Genomic DNA, 20329 nt, shown 5'->3' on the forward strand with positions numbered 1-20329 from the left:
TTGAAGTTGGCCTCAATGATGGAGTTTATCAAGTTGCGTTGCAACAGCGCATTGGCAGTCTCCTGCATAAAGGCATTTTGATTAGCGCGTAACCAAAGCGTGTAATTTTGACCATATAGATACCTTAAGTGAGTTAAGTACAATAATGCATACCAACGAAAAGAATTCGCCCATGCGGGATTGAACCTTGCTATACTGTTGGCAACGGCTAGTAATCTGTTTCCATATAGGATGGCATATTGTAACCGTTGTTGGTAAAGTGAATACGCCGTCGCGTTTCTCGTTATTAGCCGCTGCTGCGCAGCGGTCAACCTGTTTTGATAATTTGTTTCGGTAGTTGCAAGCTGGGCGGTGCGGGACGCTTCAAGGCGGTCAACAGCCCGGTTGAAAGCAGCCCTTGCCTCATCCGCACAGGGACCGACTAGCGTGGCAGTACGAAGGTTCTCCAACATTAGGCTTTTCTCCAAAGCAGTGCTGAAGTCCTTTCTGCCTTCCGGATCTTCCTCTATCAGTCCTGGAGGGATAATAATGGTAGGAAATAAAAATCCGATATCGCTGCTGCCCAGGGCGGCCTGTACCAGCTCCAACAGGGCGGGGTCAAGTTCCGCACCTTCCTCAAACATCGCCATGATATCCGCTTCCGTAAGCGCTTCCGCTAGTTCCTTTAATTCTTCCGAGGCACCTTCAGGCAGCTCCTCGACAAATTCTGAAATTTGTTCCAAGAGGTTGACACTAAAAGCATCCACATCCGCTTCGCTCTCAGCGGCTGTCAGATCATCCAGGAGAACGGCTGCCTGGGGTGAGTCTACAATTTCAGGATACTCCGGTTCCTCGATTACCGGATCCTCATCGGGCACCGCTGGCAATTCCCCTATACCGTCAAACTCCTCGTTGACAAACTGGTAGGGCTGGATGTACTCAAGCTGCTGCGTGCCGCAACGCACAAAGGTCAATACCAGAAAGGATAAAAAAGAAATCCTTAGAAGGCTTTTAAGCCGGTTTGCTTTTTTGTTATAATTCATTAGTTTAAAATTTACGCATAATGATTGAAAAGAAATTTAAGATGGTAAAATATAATTATTAATAGAAAAGCATGCCTTATAAAATGTAGCATAAAACTAATAAGAAAATAGGCAACAAAAAATTAATGTTTGATTTTATGTCAAAATAAAAATTAAAATACTGTATATCAAAATATAACATTGCGTTATATGTATTTAAAATGCATTTTTAATTATATGAATATTCCGGCCTCCTCAGAAGGATTTATAAAAAATCCGCACTATTTGCTTGCGCGAAGGTACCGAAAGGAACTTAAAAAGAACCCGCTCGTCGTAATTTGCAATTGCGACGTACAGATCAAAAGGAATTTGCAATTCCAGGGGAGGGAGTAAAATTCGTCGTCAGAAACTAATTATCTCTTATGACGGCATCTAAAGTCCCCCTATATGACGGCATCTAAAGTCCCCCTAGAGGTGGGATTTAGGGAGGTAAAACGGTGGCAGAATCATCCAAAACCGGGTTTTGGCGGGAAAGGCAGGCTTCCTCAACCATCACCGCTGCCAAAACGCAACCGAGATGTTCCTTCTTATCCTGGGGCTCCGCTTCGCTACACCCCAGGCTACTGATTATACCCCGTTGGGGCTGGGATTACTGATTAGAAATGACTCAATAACCCAGTAACCAGTAACTCAATAACCAATAACTTAATAACCAATCAACCTAATTACCTATGACCTATCCCGAAAAAGAAAAGGCAGAACCAAACATACCCTGGTTTTGGCGGGAAAGGAATGGCACCACAACCATCCCTGCGGCCAAAACACAACCGAGACGTTCCTTTTTTACCTGGGGCTTCGCTACGCTACACCCCAGGCTACTGATTATTCCCCGTTGGGGCTGGTATTACTGACTAGTAATGACTCAATAACCCAGTAACCAGTAACTCAATAACCAATAACTTAATAACCAATCAACCTAATTACCTATGACCTATCCCGAAAAAGAAAAGGCAGAACCAAACATACCCTGGTTTTGGCGGGAAAGGAATGGCACCACAACCATCCCCGCTGCCAAAACACATCCGAGATGTTCCTTCTTATCCTGGGGCTCCGCTTTGCTACACCCCAGGCTACTGATTATGCCCCGTTGGGGCTGGGATTACTGATTAGTAATGACTCAATAACCCAGTAACCAGTAACTCATTATGACTTGGCTCGTAATTCTCAATTCGTAATTCTTTCATAAATCCCAAAAATCAAATGACATCCTTCAAAATTCCCTTCACCTTTTCAATATCCATACGCATTGCACGAGAAATCATTTCAAGCGACGCTCCTTCTTTATAAAAATTAATGACATCCAAGCGTTTCGTTTCCTCAACACCAACTTGTTTCCCCATCTCAAAACCTTTCTCCTCGCTGGAGTCCAACGCATTCTTCAGGTCCCGGTAGTTTTTAAGGCTTTCCTCATAGTCCTTCCGTTCCTTGTTGTCCATATTTACCAATTCCGCTATATCCATGACTTTCGCAAATATTTTTTCCTGTATCACCTCCGGTAACCGCTCCAGAAACTCAAGGTTCTTCAACACATACATCCATTTGTCGAATTTGGTTTCCAAATCCTCCTGTTTCTTCACGAATTTTGGAACTTCCAAATAGACGAACTGAAGCTTGTTGCTGAACACCCTTCCCGTCAACCTGTCAACCAATCCCACCCGGTGAAGAAAGCTGCCATCCCCGGGTTCGTCCGCAAGACTGAAATCCAATACAGAGATAATATTTAATGGTTAAGGATTAATGGTTAATTCAAAAAATTTCCAATTGTATGCGAATAGAGATTACTTGGATATTTTGCCCTGGAAGAAGACAAAATTTGTCAACGATACAATATATAAATTTACTATTAGGAATAAAAACAACAATCAAAAATCCCGTAGGGATGGCCGATTGGGGTTTCAACTTAGGGAATAAGAACGACACAAGGTATCATAACCAAAAAAAATCCGCACCAATCCCGAAAAACCGGGACAAGTTCAGCGTTCCATTGGCTCCAATTCAAGGGGCTCCGAAGGCTACTATTATCCACCCCGTTTGGTCTATAATAAATTCATATTTCGTAATCCGAAATCCATAATTCACAATTCACCCATCACCATTTCAACAAAAAAGCCGGAATCTTTCGATCCCGGCTCTTTCTATTATGATCAGATTTAAACATTAATCCGCATCCCACCAAACCTTTGTATCCAAGTTGTCGGCACCTTGTCGTGCCACAGCCGCGTTGTAGTTAGTGGAGTTAAGGTCTCTTTCCGTCACCGGATACCCGTGTCTTCTAGGGATTTGACGGCTCTCATTTACCGCATCAACCGCAGGAGCCAATACCGGGAAACCCGTTCTTCTCCATTCGGACCATGATTCAGTACCTTGAAGGAATAGGGCCGCCCATTTCTGCTGATGAATTGTTTCCATAGCAGCCGCAGGATTGTAGGCTACTTCCGGTTGCGCAATATACGCATCGTATGAAGCTTGGTCAAACACGCCCCACTGACGGAACGAAGCTTCAATACCCTGATTGTAAAAATCAGCGGCATCACCCGATATCCAATCTCTCTGAGCACCTTCTGCCAGGGAGAACATCAGCTGCGCAACAGTCATAATCGGAAGTTCGGAACTTTGTTCTCTTGTGGCAGTCCCCAGATAAGAAACCTCATCATTTGTGATTTCACCGGCTACGGCATTACTGATTCCGTATGGCATACCCACGATCGTTCCGGTTTCGGCAGCTGGGTCAGAATATACTCCCAGTCTAGGATCATTCAAGGGCTCCATAAAATCAACCATTGTATTGCTGGCTACATAATCCACGCGGGTAATAAAACGGGCATACCAGGGGTTTTGATTGTTTGTCTCAGGTAAATAAGGGTATAGGAGATCAGCTTCCAAAATACCCGCCTGATAAGCTGCTGCAAATTCGGTTTGCGCAACTTGAGGCTCTACTTCACTCATTCTCAAAGCCAAAGTAAGCCGTAACGAGTTGGCAAACTGTGCCCATCGTTCCATGTCACCTTCCATCAGAAAATCCCCCTGAACCACAGGTCCCCCGTCCATCTGGGCCACTGCCTCTTTCAATTCGTTTATCAAATCGAGGTAGATATCCCGCTGGGTATCGTAATTGGGTGAGAAATTAGCATTTCCTAAAAGCGCACTTGAATAGGGGATCTCTCCCCATCGGTCTGTGATTACAGAGAAATAAAACGCCCTTAGAATTCTTGCTACCGCAATTTGGTTTGCATTGCTTCCGGCAGCAAGCACGTCTCCACTTGTCTCCGGGTCGGAGTTCAGGTCAATAATTGTCTGAAGGTCAAACAAGGGACCGGAATACATCGGGTTGAAATCGAAGAAATTGGTCTGATATCTGGACGCTTCCGTGTATTGTTTCTCTGAAATATGCTGCACATACAATACCGTGGTGGCATCGCCAACAATGGAGTTGGCCGCCGGAGCGGTAAGGCCACGTTGCGCACTTGTCAGCAAACTTGAAGTCAAGGGACTCGATGGTCTGTTTGGATCCACGTTCATGTCCCCAAATTCCCCACAGCTAGTCAATAATGCTGTTCCCACAAACAGGGTCAAGGCAAAATTATATATTGATTTTTTCATTTCTAATTCGATTAAAGTACTACACGGAGATTAAAACCAATAGACCGAACACCAGGTAACTGACCTGATTCGAAATAAGCGAAGCCATTGGCACCGGAACCAAACTCTGAAGGATCCAATCCGACAACGTTTGTGTGAATCAACCAAAGGTTTCTGGCCATTACCGCAAAGTTCGCAGACTGAATAGGTAGATTTCCAATTAAACTTGACGGCAAAGTATATCCTAATCTCAATTCACGCAGCTTGAAGAAGGTTGCGTCATAAATCCAGTTTTCGTGGAATTGGAACAGACCCTTGTAGTGGGCTGAAGGATCTCTGTAGACCGTCAGTCTTTCACCAGTTTCGGTAACCCCGTCTATTCTGACTCCACCTCCATCTTCTACTGGATTTCTGATTGGAATACCTTTGTCATTTAGACCTACAGTCTCCTCAGTCAATCCAGAATAAGGACCAAACATTTTGGTAACAGAATAGAACTGTCCCCCCAACTGGAATTCAAGGAATGCAGTCAGATCAAAGTTTTTGTAAGTAAACGTATTTCGGAACCCGCCGGTAGCGTCCGGTAAAATTGTTCCCAGTTCAATATTGTCGTTTCTTACAAAACTACCATTCTCACGAATAACGGGTAGGCCGGTAGCATCGTCGTAGGTAAAACCATTTCCTCGCAACGTTCCCCAAGGCTCACCCACTTTAGCATTTACCGTCATACCCCAATAGGCGGACTGCAACTGCCTGTTGTCTAATCCTTCTGCAAGCTCTACGACCTTGTTTCTATTTCTGGCAATGTTAAAACTCATATCCCAAGAGAAATTTGGCCGCTCGATGGGCGTTCCGGTAATCATCAACTCGACACCTTCGCTTCGGATATTACCCGCATTGACTGTTGCCGCTGTGTAACCACTGGATCCAGGAACTGTCAAATTAATGATTTGATCAATATTGTCATTTCGATAGACTGTTGCGTCCACCCGTAGACGACCCTGTAAGAACCTCAAATCAACACCTGCTTCATAGGAAGAGGAAAGTGCCGGCCTCAATTCAGGATTGGGGAAAGTATTGGGAACTCCAAGGTTGGGCATCGAGCCGTAAGGTAGTCCCACAGTATATACCCTTGCAATATCATAAGGGTCAATATCTGAACCTACCTGAGCGTAGCTGAGTCTAAATTTACCGAAATTCAGCAAATTGGTGTTCTGCATAAGTTCAGTAAACACGAAACTGGTTGAGATAGAAGGGTACAAATAACTATTGTTATCTTTTGGTAGGGAGGAGGACCAATCATTTCTCAACGTCAAATCCAAGAAAATGGTGCTTTGATATCCAAATGAAGCACTTCCGTACAAGCTTCTTACATTTTTCAAAGATTTGAAGTTGGTTACATCCGGCCTGTCAATAGACGCTTCAATGTTGTAAAAATCAGGAACGGACAGTCCACCCTGTGTTCTTTGCTCCAACCTGTCAAAGAAATTCCTTCTTATGTTACCACCGCCGTTAATTACTACTGATAGATCACCGAAGTTTTTATTGTATTGGGCTAAAACTTCATAGTTGTCCTCTCTTCCAATAGCGTTGCTTACAAAGAACTCATCCAATTCCAATCCTCCTGAGGCTATTCGCTCCTCGATTTTTTGGCTGAAAAAATCAGTTCTTGCAAAACCTGTTACTCTGAAGTTATCGTTGAACTGATAAGAAAGATTGAAATTACCATATACCCTATCTCGCTGATCCCGGGGGGCATTCTCTATTGCCTCATAAAATGGGCTGTCCCAATACAATCCTCTAAGATCCAATGGAGATCGGATATTCCATGTTTTAAAGGTTCCGTCGGCGTTTCTATAGTCCCTCAACGTTTCCATGTCCACCTGTCGCTGAAACCACTGGTTAAATGAATTTGCAGGGTTTCTTCCGGTGTACCCGGACGCGGGTCTACCTTGTCCTTTCGTGCTGGTGAAATTGAAGTTAAGTGAAGCAGTTAATTTATCGGTAAGTTTGGTACTTCCGTTAAATGAAACGTTGTCCCTTCTCAATTCAGAACCAGGCATCACACCTGTCTGATTGATGTTATTAAGTGATAATCTGAATTGATTTTCTTCAGTTCCGCCGGAAAGGGCCACTCCGTTGTTTAAGGTTACTCCGGTATCGAAGAAATCCCTCACGTTATTTGGATTAGGAAGCAAAGGCCTCAATTCCCCGAAATTTTCTCCTGGATACCAGCTATCCCAATGTCTAACCAGTTGCCCCTCCATTCTAGGACCCCAGCTTTCATCAGCAGAATAATTCATCACCTGCTGACCGTTGAAAGCCTGCCAAGACGCAGGATGCGTGTTTGGATTAAAAGTAAAGGTACCTAAAGTCTGGCTATAACCACCTGCATATTCGTTTTGGTAGTTTGGCAATACATATACTTTGTCAAAAGTTGTACTGTGGTTAATTTCAACCCCAATCCCTTGTCTTGAACTTCCCTTTTTGGTGGTAATAATAATTACTCCATTCGCAGCTCTATTACCATACAACGCCGCAGCCGAAGGTCCTTTCAAAACTGAAATAGACTCGATATCGTCCGGATTGATATCCGCAGCCAAGTTACCATAATCTCTACCAGGCAGATCGTTATCCGGAGAAAAACTTTGATTGGAAATTGGCGTTCCGTCAACCACGAAAAGCGGGGATCCACCGCCCAGTTGGTTCACACCTCTCAAACGGATGTTCTGAGTACCTCCCAAAGCAGCACCGGAAGAACCGATAACCTGAACACCTGCCACTTTACCTGCCAGGGAACCGACGATATTTGATTCTCTAACCGAGGAGAGTTTATCCCCGTCAATGCTTTGAATCGAATATCCCAAAGATCCTTCGTCTCTGGAAACACCCAATGCGGTAACCACGACTTCATTAAGGGACCTGATATCGGGATCCATCGTCACATTTATCACGGACCTGCCCCCGATCTCTATTTCCTGACTGGCTAGGCCAATAAAGGAAAACGAAAGGATGTTGTTGCCCGCTGGCACATTTATCAGGTAATTCCCATCCAAATCGGACACTGTGCCGATGGTGGTACCTTTCACTAGGATACTAACTCCCGGAATAGGATCTGAACCTTCCGAAGAGATGACAGTTCCTCTTACCTCTGCGGTCTGTGCAAAAGAAAATTGCAGTAAAAGACCGAAGAACAATGTAAACAGTAAATTTTTCTTCATATTGTTTTAATTTGATTTTAACACAATTTAACTATTGTTTGATTTAATTGATTATTAGGTCAAAAAAAAATAACTGAACCTTAATGTCCTTTTGATCATTTAACTGATTTTCTGTGTTTTATGTTTTAAAAATAACACTGAATTTTGACGCACATAGTTAAAATTGACAGAAAAAATATAACAATTTAAATGTTAGATTTTAATAAAAAAAAGCATACAAAAAATTGAATTATTATAAATAATCAAAATTTAAGGTTTACCAAATCGCAAAGATACAAATTTACTATCAATAATAATTCGGTCACTTAGTCATTTTGTTCGGTAACGGATATTTGTGTATTATGTCCAGGAACTAAGGAATATGAGAAAAAATAATATATCGCGAACGACTTAAATGTCAGAATTTATTAAATTCGATAATTGTTGGATTTTAGAAAAATAAAGATATTTTGCAACAATCAGTTTCGACGACTGGCAAAAAAAAATGTAGCGATATACAACCGCTACATTTAATTAAATCATTCATGGTTTGATTCCTCTCAAAGATGGAGCCCGCATTCTGTCTTGGGACTGTTGTTCCATCTGCCGCTGCGGTCATCACCTGGGACCGTACAATGCTTGCAGCCAATAGAATGGTAACCTTTGGCTATTAAAGGATGAAAGGGGTAGTTGTGTTCTTTAATATATTCATCACGCTGCTCGGGACTGACATCCAATAAGGGATAGAACTTGAGTATCCCTCCCCGCTCCTCAAAAATATCCAACGATGCCCGGTGGTCGCTTTGCCACCACATCAATCCACTTACCCACACGGAAAATTTCTTTTTAATTAGTTCTAGCGGCTTGACTTTATTGATAGAGCAGCAAAGTTCCGGATCTGATTGCCACGTCTTATTAGCGGTGGTGAACGCATGGTCTTCATCCGAAGCTCCCACAGATACCACGTCCAAGCCATACAATTCGGTCAATTTGGCTTTGTACTCAATCGTTTCGTCAAAATGATACCCTGTATCTATAAAATATATTTTCTGCCTTGCATTGGTGGATGCGAATATACTCAACAACAAGGCAGAAGTAGCCGCAAAGGAACTGGTCAACATGACTTCGTTTTCGTTGAAATCCTCGTAAAGTTGAGCTACCCTATCCTCCACGGACAACAGGTGATATTTTTTATTTAGTTCTTTAATCTCTTCGGATGAAAAGGTTCTCTTCGAAAGGATGGTGTCATTCATAAGTAATGCTAATTTAGTTTGGAAACCAAACGGGGAATTGGTGCATAAAAGAAATAGGTGCTAACAATTAGAAATGCGCAGTGGCTTTTATTTCTTAGTCTATACTTCCTACAAAAATGATAGGTTTAATCTACTTAACCAAAAAAACCCCGGAGTTTTTTAAAATTTTTTACAAGAAATTGATTTTATAAAAAAGAATTACCTTTTCCCGGTGTAAAATAACTCTCTCAAAGTTGCGGGAAAAAACGAATCAGGCGGTTACAAATACTTTTTGCCGCACACTTACCAGAACCGCAATAGCCAGTCCCATAATTGAGATAAGGGCAAATGATGTTTTCAAATTAAATATTTCTGCAATAAATCCGATTAGAGGCGGGCCTAATAAAAACCCAAAGAATGAAATGGAGGACACCATGGCTATAGCAATTCCGGGAGGATATGTCTGGGATCTGCCAACTATGCTGTAGGACAAGGGGACAACTGAAGCTGTACCCAAACCCACCAATGCAAACCCCACCAATACAACTATCAAATTCGGAACGAGGACAGCCAAACATAAGCCTGAAAAAATCAATATTCCACTCATCCTCAATACCCAGATTTTCCCGTACCTGTTTGCGACCTTATCTGCCAAAAAACGACCGAGGGCCATAGCCCCCATAAATGCGAAAAAGCCTAAAGGAACCAATGCCGTAGGAGCGTTCACCGCCTTGGCCATATACACTCCCGACCAATCAAACATGCACCCTTCGCACATCATCCCGCAAAAACCCACCAAACCTATACGCATAATAAGGGCATCGGGCTTTTTAAAAACAAACCCGCCTCCGGAACTTTCCTTTCCCGAGACTTCTGAAATGATAAACCGTTGGGACCACAGGATTATACCTCCCCCAATTACCAATATAAAGAGATAGTGGATCAGGGGACTTAAATCTAAAAAAACCATCCCCGCACCTATCCCAGCTCCAACAAACCCGGCCAAACTCCACGAACCGTGAAATGAGCTGAGAATACTTCTTCCATAATCTTTTTCAATGGATAGCGCCTGCGTATTCAGCGAAATATTCATGACATTGCCCAACACGCCCACGACTATAACCAACAGCGCCAACTGAAAGCTTGTTGTTGCAAAACCCAAAGACACCAAGCTTATTATATATAGACTCATGCCGGCCAACACAACATACCGACTGCCATACCTATACACCGCCCATGCCGCCAACGGAAGGGCAATCAAAGAGCCTGCGGGCATGCCTAGCAGCAATGTTCCCAACTGACCTTCGCTAAGACTAAACATGCGCTGGAAATCCGGGATCCGGGAAGCCCATGACGAAAAACATAACCCCGTCAAAAAAAAGAAGGCACCGACTGCCAATCTTCTTCTTTTCAAAACATTCATATCGATTACCTGTAATTTAGGCGCAAGTTAAGCCCGATTCCAGTCATATCTTATAAAAAACAACATAATAGTTCTTTATTGAATTGTTATCGCTGATAGCGTTGATTTAAACTATTAATGGGTTATTGGGTTAGTAGGTTATTGGGTTAGTAGGTTATTGGGTTATTGGGTTATTGGGTTAATGGGTTATTGGGTTATTGGGTTGATGGGTTATTGGGTTGATGGGTTTTTGGGTTATTAAATCCGGAGTCTGCCAGGTTTTGTTGGTAATCAGGTAGGTAGTCAAATTAAACGGGTGAAACCTGGAAGGTTTTTCTTCACATGCAATAGGACAGTTCTACGGAATTAGTTACGATTAAATCCGGTACAATAAATTGAATCATAGAGCTTTAAACTAAATCAATATCAGAAATGGAATTTGTGATCGCCGGTGCCACTATAGGAATGGCCATTTGCATTATTTACGTCGTTATCAAAAAAGTCTTTGACTAGGACTTATATTTGCAAAAGTAATTGTCCAAATCAGATACATGTCGCCATTCTAGTCAATGAATTCAGAAAACACCATTTGTTCCATTACCTTTTTTGAGTACGGAAAGGATAAAAGGCGGTGGGCCTTCAACCAAATGAAACTTGCTATAGAGCCACTGCAAAAATCTGTGGGAATTTCTTTTTTTAAGCTGCTTGGAACGGGTAGTGGCTTTGGTTTTTCTCTTAAGCCGGACTTTCGAACCTATGCGCTCCTTATTGTATGGAAGGACAAGCTGGCCGCAAAACAGTACACCCTTTCCGATGCCTATCTCAGATTCAATACCCAATGCAAGTCCAACTTCACCTATTGGATGGGATGCATTCAAAGTCACGGTACATGGGCGGGAAAAAACCCCTTCACGGTTAACCACACGCACTCAGGGGGGCCGGTTATGGTGATTACCCGGGCGCGGGTAAGGTGGATTAAGGTTTTGCGGTTTTTACGAAATGTGTCAAAAGCAAGTAGATCAGCCGAAAACGCACGCGGACTAATTTTCACAAAGGGCATCGGAGAATGGCCGGGAATTGAACAGGCTACCTTTAGTTTTTGGGAGTCGCTGGAAGCCATGCAAGCCTATGCCTACACGGAAGAACATAAAAAAATAATCTCTTTGGTCAAAAAAGAGGGTTGGTACAAAGAAGAGTTATTCGCCCGCTTCGTCCCGCTTGACCCTTCTCTTTTCCATGAATAATCTCCCGACTTTCACGAAAACCAGACTTGCCCCCACCCCGAGTGGATACCTTCACCTTGGAAATATCCTTTCTTTTCTAATTACTTCGGCGTTGGCTCGGAGGCATCAGGCAAAAATATTGCTTCGAATTGATGACTTGGACAGATCCCGCGTTAAGGATGCTTTTATTGACGATATCTTTGAAACCCTTCATTTTCTTGAAATACCTTGGGACGAAGGGCCTAAAGACACCGCTGACTTTAAAAGCAACTTCTCCCAAGTGCAGCGAATGGACCTTTATGAAAATGCATTAAAAGAGCTTGCCGAAAAAAACGCCTGCTTTGCCTGCGTTTGCAGTAGAAAAAAAATAGTTGAGTCGGGTAAATCCAAGGGATACCCAGGTTTCTGTAAGCGACTGCACATACCTCTGAGCAGAAAGGGATGCTGCTGGAGGTACGGTACAAGCCGCGAAAAATCAGTACCCATAATAATTTATCCCGACCAACTGGTAAACAGTGATTTTCCGGTAGGGATGAAAGATTATGTAGTAAGGAAAAAAGACGGATATCCGGCATATCAGCTCAGTTCTGTAGTAGATGATGTTCATTTCGGGATAGACCTTATCGTGAGAGGAGTTGACTTATGGGACTCTACCCTGGCTCAAATCGACCTTGCTTCCAACTTGCCGGACTGTCAGCCATTTCAATCCGCGGTCTTTTTCCATCACCAACTTATGAAAGACGGTGAACACAAAATGGCCAAGTCAAGTGGCAGTACCTCCATACAGTTCCTAAGAAAAAACGGCGCAAAAAAAGCGGATATCTACCGTGAAATAAGCAAATTTTTAAATTTACCCACTTTGGCTACTAGCCATGATCAGTTCATCGAGCTATATAACAGGGATGCTTCCCAACAATAGCATAAATTAGATTTTCGCCAAAATCCGCAACATCCGTATTCTATTAACCTCCAAAAAGTATGTCCCGCAGATTGCGCTGATTTCCACAGATGGTTTTGACCGACGTCGAATTCGATTTCCACAAAAAAATCCGCTTCATCCGATTTATCCGTGTTCTATTGACCTCCAAATAGTATTTCCCGCAGATTGCGCTGATTTCCGCAGATTAGTTTTATTAACTTTACCTTTATTTCACAAAAAATCCGCCTTATACCTGCCGAGGCTGTGTGAAAAGACTAATTATAAAAACTTTCAACGTACAATAATTCGTTTCAAGAAATCATTAAAATCCTCTGCGTACATCTGCGCAATCCGCGGGAAAAAATTCTCCGCAGAACTTGTCCCGAGTTTTCAGAAATTGGCGGACTCGTGTTTCTTTTTTAACAACTATAGTCCACATAGTTTTTTAACACAAACTTTGAGGACTCTGCGCGTACTTTGCGGTTACTTTTTAACCCCTGTAGTTCCCATTTGAAAAATATTTCCTGGCAGATGTTTTTCTGCGTACATCTGCGAAATCCGCGGGAAAAAAGTCTCCGCAGAACTTGTCCCCTGTTTTCAGGATTTGGCGGACTCGTGTTTCCTTTTTAACCACTATAGTCCACATAGTTTTTTAACACAAACTTTGAGGACTCTGCGCGTACTTTGCGGTTACTTTTTAACCCCTGTAGTTCCCATTTGAAAAATATTTCCTGGCAGATGTTTTTCTGCGTACATCTGCGAAATCCGCGGGAAAAAAGTCTCCGCAGAACTTGTCCCCTGTTTTCAGGATTTGGCGGACTCGTGTTTCTTTTTTAACCACTATATTCCACATAGTTTTTTAACACAAACTTTGAGGACTCTGCGCAAACTTTGCGGTTACTTTTTTACCCAGTAGTTCCCATTTGAAAAATATTTCCTGGCAGATGTTTTTCTGCGTACATCTGCGCAATCCGCGGGAAAAAAGTCTCCGCAGAACTTGTCCCCTGTTTTCAGGATTTGGCGGACTCGTGTTTCCTTTTTAACCACTATAGTCCACATAGTTTTTTAACACAAACTTTGAGGACTCTGCGCGTACTTTGCGGTTACTTTTTTACCCAGTAGTTCCCATTTGAAAAATATCTCCTGGCAAATGTTTTTCTGCGTACATCTGCGAAATCCGCGGGAAAAAAGGTCCCGATTTTTTGGGATTTACCGGATTGTATTCGTATTCCAATTTTTTCTCTCTTTTTTCGAATAATATGTTATTTTTACGTTTAATAAAAAATTAGAATAAAAAAGAATAAACCTAAAATAATATGCCATCAACTCTAATCAACAAATGGGGTTTTATTTTCATTGTGGGAATAGGCCTTATGTACGCTTGCCAGCCGGCTCAACATAAAGATGCCGACAATGAAGTCCATCCTTTTGATGAACTTTCTGAGGACGAAAAAAGACTTCCTGAAAACGCTTTGGTGGGAATAAAGGTACATGAGGACTTGGAAGCAACTTTATTCGCTTCCGAACCAATGATTACTAATCCCACAAATATTGACATTGACCACCGCGGACGGGTGTGGGTCTGCGAGGCCTACAACTACAGGCCTGCCATTACTGGAAACCCCACCAAAGAAGAAGGTGATCGGATCGTAATTCTAGAAGACACCAACGGCGATGGTAAAGCCGACAAAAGCACTGTGTTTTACCAAGATCCGGAACTAAATGCCCCCTTGGGAATATGGGTGATGGGAAACCAGGCCATTGTATCCCAAAGTCCCTATGTATGGCTGCTTACAGATACCGATGGAGACGATGTGGCAGATAAAAAAGAAGTGATTTTTCAAGGCATAGATGGTGATCAACACGACCACGGTATGCATGCGTTTATTTTTGGCCCAGACGGAAAATATTATTTCAATTTTGGGAATTCAGGAGGTCAAATTCTTGATGGGAAGGGAAACGTGGTAATAGATAAAGATGGAAATCCCGTAAACAAAGACAGCTACAAAGAAGGGTTGGTTTTCCGATGCAATCCTGATTTTACAGAATTTGAAGTTTTGGGACAAAACTTCCGCAACAACTACGAAGTAGCTGTGGACTCCTACGGAACCATGTGGCAGTCGGATAACGATGATGACGGCAACAAGGGGGTCCGAATTAATTTCGTAATGGAATATGGCAACTATGGGTATAAAGATGAGATGACAGGAGCAGGTTGGCGAGTCAACCGAACAAATAAAGAAAAGGAAATACCGCTACAGCACTGGCATTTGAATGACCCCGGCGTAGTCCCTAACCTACTTCAGACCGGAGCGGGTTCGCCCACCGGAATGGTCGTTTATGAAGGGGATCTGTTGCCCGAAGTATTCCAAAACCAAATGATCCATACAGATGCCGGTCCCAATGTGGTTCGGGCCTATCCGGTAGAAAATTCCGGAGCTGGCTATACCGCCTCTATTGTAAATATTATGGAAGGTGACAAAGACCAGTGGTTTCGGCCCTCGGATGTAGGCGTTGCTCCCGACGGTTCGCTAATGGTAGCGGACTGGTATGACCCGGGAGTTGGGGGGCATCAGGTGGGCGATCTTAATCGGGGGAGAATATTCCGTGTTGCTCCCTCAAACGCATCGTATACCATACCCAAATTAGACTTAACAAGTGTAGAAGGAGCCCTTAAAGCACTAGAAAATCCCAACCTCTCCGTCAGGTATCACGCTTGGCAGAAGCTTCACTCCGCCGGGACTGCCGCGGAGACGGGTCTGAAAACACTATTCGAAACACACTCCAATCCTAGAATTCAAGCCCGGGCTTTTTGGGTTTTGGCTAAAATTGAAGGAATAGAGAAGAAATACATCGATCAGGCCATCGCCCACGAAAACCCCAATCTACGAATCGCAGGTATACGTGCCGCCAGGCAAGTAGATTTGGACCTGATCCCTTATCTCTCGGACTTGGTAAACGACTCAGATCCCCAGGTAAGAAGGGAAGCTGCTATTGCACTGAGACATCACAGTTCCCCCAAAGCCCCTGCCTTATGGGCTACCTTGGCTAGCCATCATGACGGGGAGGATCGTTGGTATCTGGAGGCACTTGGAATCGGTGCTGATCAGCAATGGGATGCCTATTATGCGGCGTGGCTCAAGCAGGTCGGAGATAAAGCATCTGAAAACAAGGCAAACAAAGATATCACATGGAGGTCACGAACGGGTCTGGCCGTTCCGCAGCTTGCAAGTCTGGCCAAGGACAAAGATGTTCCCCTAGATGACCGGTTGAGGTACTTTAGGGCCTTCGATTTTAATCCGGATAAGGCCAAAAAATCCAATGCCCTTTTGGAAATGCTGGAGGATAATCAAATTCGCCAGGAGGGCCAAGAGGATGCGGATGAGATTAACCGGCTGGTTCTTACACACCTCGATCCCGCATATCTTGGCAAATCAGTAGCTGCTCAGAACGCTTTATCGGCTGTGTTGGACGAAACCTACGGTACGGAAGAATATCTCGAAATGGTTCAACGGTTTGAAGTGAAAAAGGAAAATCCCAGACTCCTTCAGCTAGCCATAGATCAAAGCGACAATAATTTAGGCCGGACGGCAGCGGCTATGCTATTACGTCAGAATGGAAAACCATTAATTACGCAAGTAATCAAAAGTGAAGATGAAAAAGCTATTCTTAACACCCTCATGGCGTTGCGCGGCGTGGGTACCAAAGAATCATTGGAGATTTTAGAGGGTGTGACATTTGACCAGCAAACACCATTAACTATCCGCAGAGAAGCCGCAGCTTCCATTGGCGGGAGCTACAGTGGCGAAGACCGGGTGATTGCCTTATTAAAGGAAGGGAAGCTTCCTGAGAATCTGGTCGCATCTGCCGTCACCGGGGTGAGCAGGGCGTGGAGAAAAAGTATTCGGATGGAAGCAAATTCATACCTGGATAATGGAGACACGGAGGGAAACAACCTCCCTCCTATGAATGAGCTTTTGGCTATGTCCGGTGATACCGATAACGGTAAAAATGTTTATAAGACTAATTGTGCTGTCTGTCATCAAGCAGGGGAGTTGGGCATGGATTTCGGGCCCAAACTGTCTGAGATAGGAAGTAAATTATCCAAAGAAGCCCAATATATATCCATCATTCATCCAGATGCCGGCATTAGCTTCGGGTATGAAGGGTATATGCTTCAAATGAAGGATGGCAGTACGCTAGGTGGAATCATATCTAGCCAGACCGAAACAGATATAGAACTCAAAGTGCCTGGCGGAAGTACAATACCCTTAAAAACCGGTGACGTGGAATCCATGACACAAATGGAAAACTCCATGATGCCAGCAGGTTTGGAACGATCCATGAGCACTCAGGAGTTGGTTGATTTGGTGGAATTCCTGATGAGCTTGAAAACTAATTCTTAAATTAACCCAAAAATGAATATGCAACAAAAACGAAGAAACGCAATAAAAAAACTTGCCGGCACCGCTGCTTTGGGAATGGTAATTCCCGGATTGAGCCAGCGGCTCTTCGCCGCTGAAAATAGCCTGCCAGCAAATTTAAAAGGAAATATAAATCATTCCGTATGCAGATGGTGCTACAATGACATAGCATTTGAGGATCTTTGTGTCGCTGCAAAAGAAATTGGATTAAAATCAATTGAACTGGCAGGACCTGAGGAATGGCCCATATTGAAAAAGCACGGTCTGGACTGTGCCATGCCTTGGGGAGCAGGAATGGGCATAGAGAAGGGATGGAACAATCCTGAACTACATGATGAACTCGTAAAAAGTTACGAAGAAGTTATACCAAAAGTAGCAGAAGCAGGGTTAAAACAAATCATTTGTTTTTCGGGAAACAGAAATGGGATAGATGATCAAACCGGCATGGACAACTGCGTGAAAGGCCTTAAACGGATTATGCCGGTAGCCGAAAAACACAACGTCATCATGTGCATGGAATTACTTAACAGTAAGGTAAACCACAAGGATTACCAAGCTGACCACACCGCTTGGGGCGCAGAACTATGCAAGGGAGTGGGGTCTGAGAATATCAAACTGCTCTATGACATCTATCACATGCAAATCATGGAGGGAGATGTCATTGCCACTATCAAAAAATTCCATCCCTATATTTCCCACTATCATACAGGGGGAGTTCCTGGAAGGAATGAGATCGATGAAACCCAGGAATTGTATTATCCGGCCATTATGAAAGCTATTCTTGATACGGGATACAAAGGATATGTGGGGCAGGAATTTATCCCGAAGAGAAAGGATCAGTTGGCCTCTCTAAAACAGGGCGTGGAAATTTGTGATGTTTAAAATCTGTATTAAAACAAAAAAAGCCAATCTTTCGATTGGCTTTTTTGTTTTAAAATTGTTTTAAATTCAATTCATATTCAACGTATCTTTTTTGATAATACCATTTGAAATAATTGGATTCTTTTCTAATTGCTCTTTAGTTTTGGTTTTTAGCTTTTCAGAAAATGGAGGTGTTGTAAGTATGTTTGCCTTAACATATTTTAGTGTTTTAGAATCCATCCACAACCCGAGAGCTACCGCTAAAAGCACTAAAAAAGGAAATAGTATATGATCATTTACATCGGATAGAAGAAATGGTAACGCAATAAAAAGACAGGTAATCCCACCAAGTGTCAAGGCAACCCTATCATGCCCTAATCCCATTCGAATAAGAAAATGATGCACATGGCTTTTATCAGGTTTAAGAGGGGATTTTCCTTTTAATATTCTTTTCACAAAGATTCGGATCGTATCGTAGATGGGAACTATCATCAGTCCTAGACCAGCGGCAATTGGGGCTTCCAATTTTGGTCCCTCCCATCCAGACATGGTTCCGTTTTTATCAACAAATAGAATAACAAAAACCGTTAACGCAAAACCCAAACTAAGTGATCCGGTGTCACCCATGAAAATTTTAGCTGGATGCCAATTAAAAACAAGAAAGGAAAGAACTCCTCCGACCAGCGTAAAAGCTATTACACTATAAGCATGGAGGCCGACAAAGTGAAACCAAATTCCCAAAACTGCAAACGATATTGTACTTAAGGACCCAGCTAGACCATCAGCCCCGTCAATAAGATTGAAAGAATTAGTAAGTACAATCAACAAGAAAAAGGTAATGATAATGCTCAGAACATAGGGAATTTCATAGATTCCTAGAAAACCATAGAATCCTGATATCCTTATATCTGCCATACTGATAATGAAAAACGCTGGAATACACTGACCTAATAATTTCTGACCTGCCGAAAGTTCCATCAAATCATCCCGTATGCCTACCGAAAACATAATGGCTAAAGCCACTAAAAAGTAACGGGATTGCATAATCTCCTCAAATGAAAGCCAGGAAAGCATGCCAAAAAAAGCAGCAAAAATAAAGGTCAATCCTCCCATAGAAGGGATATAACCACGATGAATCTTCCTACCACCCGGAATTTCCGCAAAATTAAATTTTTTAAACACCAAAATTATCACAGGGGTAAGGATAAACCCCACAAAAAAAGACGTAAATAAGGCAAGAAAAAGATCCATACTCGTGCTTGGCTAAAGTGGTAGTTAAAATTTCAACTGACAAAATGGAATAAAAGCTAACTATTCATTGCAAACCTAATTACTTTTTATAAAATAATTGATACCATTTGACAAATTCACCTATTCCAAATTCTATGGAAGTATTTGGTTTGTAACCCAATTCCGCTTCCAATGCAGCAGTATCCGCATAGGTGGCCGGGACATCCCCAGGTTGAATTGGAAGCAGATCCTTCTTAGCCTCCTTACCAAGAGCCTTTTCAATAGTTGTAATGAAATCCATCAATTTTACGGGGGAAGAATTACCTATGTTGTATATTTTATAAGGCGCCTTCGATTTGCTGGGGTCTGTATTGCTGGATTCGAGATTTGGATTAGCAACTGGAGGATGGTCTATCACGCGTACTACCCCTTCGATAATGTCTGATATATACGTGAAGTCCCGCATCATTTCCCCAAAGTTAAACACTTGAATGGGTTTATTTTCCAATATTGCTTTGGTGAACAAAAATAAAGCCATATCTGGACGTCCCCATGGACCATAGACTGTGAAAAAACGTAATCCAGTAGTAGGTATCCCAAAAAGATGGCTGTAGGTGTGGGCCATTAATTCATTGGACTTTTTGGAGGCGGCGTACAGTGAAACCGGGTGATCCACATTGTCACTTGTGGAAAACGGCATGTGAGTATTGGATCCATACACAGAACTGGACGAGGCATAAGCAAGATGCTTGATTTTGTAATGTCTACACGCCTCCAAAAGATTGATGAATCCAATTATATTCGCCTCAATATATGCGTCAGGGTTTGTGAGAGAATACCTGACGCCGGCTTGGGCGGCAAGATTGACCACTTTGTCAAATTTCTCGGCTTCAAACAGCTTCAACAAATTCTCTTTATCTTCCAGCTTTAATTGAATAAACCGATAGTTTGCATTCGAATCACTTTGGACTATTTTTCCATATTCTAACTCATCTTTACGAATCCCATTTTTTTCAAGGCGACCATATTTTAAATTAATATCATAATAATCGTTGATACTATCAAGACCAACGACTTGGTCGCCTCTTTTTAAGAGCTTTTCAGCCAAATGCATTCCGATAAAACCAGCTGTTCCGGTAATTAAGATTTTCATGTGTCGTTCAATTTATTAGGTTAGCGTCACAGAAATAAAAATCAA

The 20329-nt window shown here is 42.7% G+C and carries 15 protein-coding genes; 7 read left to right on the plus strand and 8 right to left on the minus strand.

The genetic code is table 11. From position 1 onward, the window contains the following. A partial coding sequence (locus FQ608_RS17870; RefSeq protein WP_158859854.1) for a hypothetical protein occupies positions 1-1022 on the minus strand: 1022 nt, incomplete at its 3' end. A gap of 426 nt (positions 1023-1448) precedes the next feature. Between FQ608_RS17870 and FQ608_RS17875 the strand changes: the two genes are divergently transcribed. From FQ608_RS17875 to FQ608_RS17885, 3 genes are all read left to right on the plus strand, one after another. Beyond that, the gene (locus tag FQ608_RS17875) at positions 1449-1628 is read left to right on the plus strand and encodes a hypothetical protein (protein WP_158859855.1); all 180 of its coding nucleotides are present in this window, start codon (positions 1449-1451) and stop codon (positions 1626-1628) included. A gap of 104 nt (positions 1629-1732) precedes the next feature. Continuing rightward, positions 1733-1912 carry a hypothetical protein gene (locus FQ608_RS17880; protein ID WP_158859856.1) on the plus strand — a complete coding sequence of 60 codons (180 nt, stop codon included), beginning with the start codon at positions 1733-1735 and terminating at the stop codon, positions 1910-1912. A 75-nt stretch (positions 1913-1987) separates the two neighbouring features. Continuing rightward, the gene (locus tag FQ608_RS17885; RefSeq protein WP_158859857.1) at positions 1988-2167 is read left to right on the plus strand and encodes a hypothetical protein; all 180 of its coding nucleotides are present in this window, start codon (positions 1988-1990) and stop codon (positions 2165-2167) included. Between the two features lie 90 nt (positions 2168-2257). On the opposite strand, the gene FQ608_RS17890 is transcribed toward FQ608_RS17885, so the two are convergent. The 5 genes from FQ608_RS17890 to FQ608_RS17910 all read right to left on the minus strand — a co-directional run bounded on the left by FQ608_RS17890 (position 2258) and on the right by FQ608_RS17910 (position 10495). Continuing rightward, complete coding sequence (locus FQ608_RS17890; RefSeq protein WP_158859858.1) at positions 2258-2767, minus strand: PD-(D/E)XK nuclease family transposase; 510 nt, start codon at positions 2765-2767, stop codon at positions 2258-2260. A 451-nt stretch (positions 2768-3218) separates the two neighbouring features. Beyond that, positions 3219-4661 (minus strand): SusD/RagB family nutrient-binding outer membrane lipoprotein, encoded by a 1443-nt coding sequence (locus tag FQ608_RS17895; RefSeq protein ID WP_158859859.1) that lies wholly within the window; start codon positions 4659-4661, stop codon positions 3219-3221. Between the two features lie 11 nt (positions 4662-4672). Beyond that, complete coding sequence (locus FQ608_RS17900; protein WP_158859860.1) at positions 4673-7861, minus strand: SusC/RagA family TonB-linked outer membrane protein; 3189 nt, start codon at positions 7859-7861, stop codon at positions 4673-4675. Between the two features lie 539 nt (positions 7862-8400). Beyond that, positions 8401-9093, minus strand: a complete 693-nt coding sequence (locus FQ608_RS17905; protein ID WP_158859861.1) for a phosphoadenylyl-sulfate reductase — start codon at positions 9091-9093, stop codon at positions 8401-8403. A 250-nt stretch (positions 9094-9343) separates the two neighbouring features. Beyond that, positions 9344-10495: an MFS transporter gene (locus tag FQ608_RS17910; RefSeq protein WP_158859862.1), complete on the minus strand. Its 1152-nt coding sequence runs from the start codon at positions 10493-10495 to the stop codon at positions 9344-9346. 548 nt (positions 10496-11043) lie between these two features. Here FQ608_RS17910 and FQ608_RS17915 point away from each other — a divergent pair. The 4 genes from FQ608_RS17915 (at position 11044) to FQ608_RS17930 (ending at position 17922) form a co-directional block, all read left to right on the plus strand. Continuing rightward, complete coding sequence (locus FQ608_RS17915) at positions 11044-11718, plus strand: spheroidene monooxygenase (RefSeq protein ID WP_158859863.1); 675 nt, start codon at positions 11044-11046, stop codon at positions 11716-11718. Beyond that, entirely contained in the window at positions 11711-12616 is a 906-nt protein-coding gene (locus FQ608_RS17920) for a glutamate--tRNA ligase family protein (RefSeq protein WP_158859864.1), read from the plus strand. Before FQ608_RS17915 ends, FQ608_RS17920 begins: the two co-directional genes overlap by 8 nt. Positions 12617-13989: 1373 nt before the next feature. Continuing rightward, the gene (locus tag FQ608_RS17925; protein ID WP_234364272.1) at positions 13990-17022 is read left to right on the plus strand and encodes a PVC-type heme-binding CxxCH protein; all 3033 of its coding nucleotides are present in this window, start codon (positions 13990-13992) and stop codon (positions 17020-17022) included. Positions 17023-17034: 12 nt separating this feature from the next. Then, positions 17035-17922 (plus strand): hydroxypyruvate isomerase family protein, encoded by an 888-nt coding sequence (locus FQ608_RS17930; protein WP_394351671.1) that lies wholly within the window; start codon positions 17035-17037, stop codon positions 17920-17922. A gap of 66 nt (positions 17923-17988) precedes the next feature. Here the strand turns inward: FQ608_RS17930 and FQ608_RS17935 are convergent, their stop codons facing one another. Both FQ608_RS17935 and FQ608_RS17940 read right to left on the minus strand, forming a co-directional pair. After that, complete coding sequence (locus FQ608_RS17935) at positions 17989-19083, minus strand: MraY family glycosyltransferase (RefSeq protein WP_234364263.1); 1095 nt, start codon at positions 19081-19083, stop codon at positions 17989-17991. A 148-nt stretch (positions 19084-19231) separates the two neighbouring features. Then, a complete protein-coding gene (locus FQ608_RS17940; RefSeq protein ID WP_158859868.1) occupies positions 19232-20284 on the minus strand; it encodes an NAD-dependent epimerase in 1053 nt (350 codons plus the stop codon). Between the last annotated feature and the right edge of the window lie 45 nt (positions 20285-20329).

Source organism: Lunatibacter salilacus, from assembly GCF_009797935.1.
In the GTDB taxonomy this organism is placed as follows: Bacteria; Bacteroidota; Bacteroidia; order Cytophagales; family Cyclobacteriaceae; genus Lunatibacter; species Lunatibacter salilacus.

What these genes read in the sequence shown, in the direction of transcription:
- FQ608_RS17875 (WP_158859855.1), top strand. Translation starts at nt 1,449, where the DNA reads ATGACGGCATCTAAAGTCCCCCTAGAGGTGGGATTTAGGGAGGTAAAA.
- FQ608_RS17880 (WP_158859856.1), top strand. Translation starts at nt 1,733, where the DNA reads ATGACCTATCCCGAAAAAGAAAAGGCAGAACCAAACATACCCTGGTTT.
- FQ608_RS17885 (WP_158859857.1), top strand. Translation starts at nt 1,988, where the DNA reads ATGACCTATCCCGAAAAAGAAAAGGCAGAACCAAACATACCCTGGTTT.
- FQ608_RS17895 (WP_158859859.1), bottom strand. Translation starts at nt 4,661, where the DNA reads ATGAAAAAATCAATATATAATTTTGCCTTGACCCTGTTTGTGGGAACA.
- FQ608_RS17900 (WP_158859860.1), bottom strand. Translation starts at nt 7,861, where the DNA reads ATGAAGAAAAATTTACTGTTTACATTGTTCTTCGGTCTTTTACTGCAA.
- FQ608_RS17905 (WP_158859861.1), bottom strand. Translation starts at nt 9,093, where the DNA reads ATGAATGACACCATCCTTTCGAAGAGAACCTTTTCATCCGAAGAGATT.
- FQ608_RS17910 (WP_158859862.1), bottom strand. Translation starts at nt 10,495, where the DNA reads ATGAATGTTTTGAAAAGAAGAAGATTGGCAGTCGGTGCCTTCTTTTTT.
- FQ608_RS17915 (WP_158859863.1), top strand. Translation starts at nt 11,044, where the DNA reads ATGAATTCAGAAAACACCATTTGTTCCATTACCTTTTTTGAGTACGGA.
- FQ608_RS17920 (WP_158859864.1), top strand. Translation starts at nt 11,711, where the DNA reads ATGAATAATCTCCCGACTTTCACGAAAACCAGACTTGCCCCCACCCCG.
- FQ608_RS17925 (WP_234364272.1), top strand. Translation starts at nt 13,990, where the DNA reads ATGTACGCTTGCCAGCCGGCTCAACATAAAGATGCCGACAATGAAGTC.
- FQ608_RS17930 (WP_394351671.1), top strand. Translation starts at nt 17,035, where the DNA reads ATGAATATGCAACAAAAACGAAGAAACGCAATAAAAAAACTTGCCGGC.
- FQ608_RS17940 (WP_158859868.1), bottom strand. Translation starts at nt 20,284, where the DNA reads ATGAAAATCTTAATTACCGGAACAGCTGGTTTTATCGGAATGCATTTG.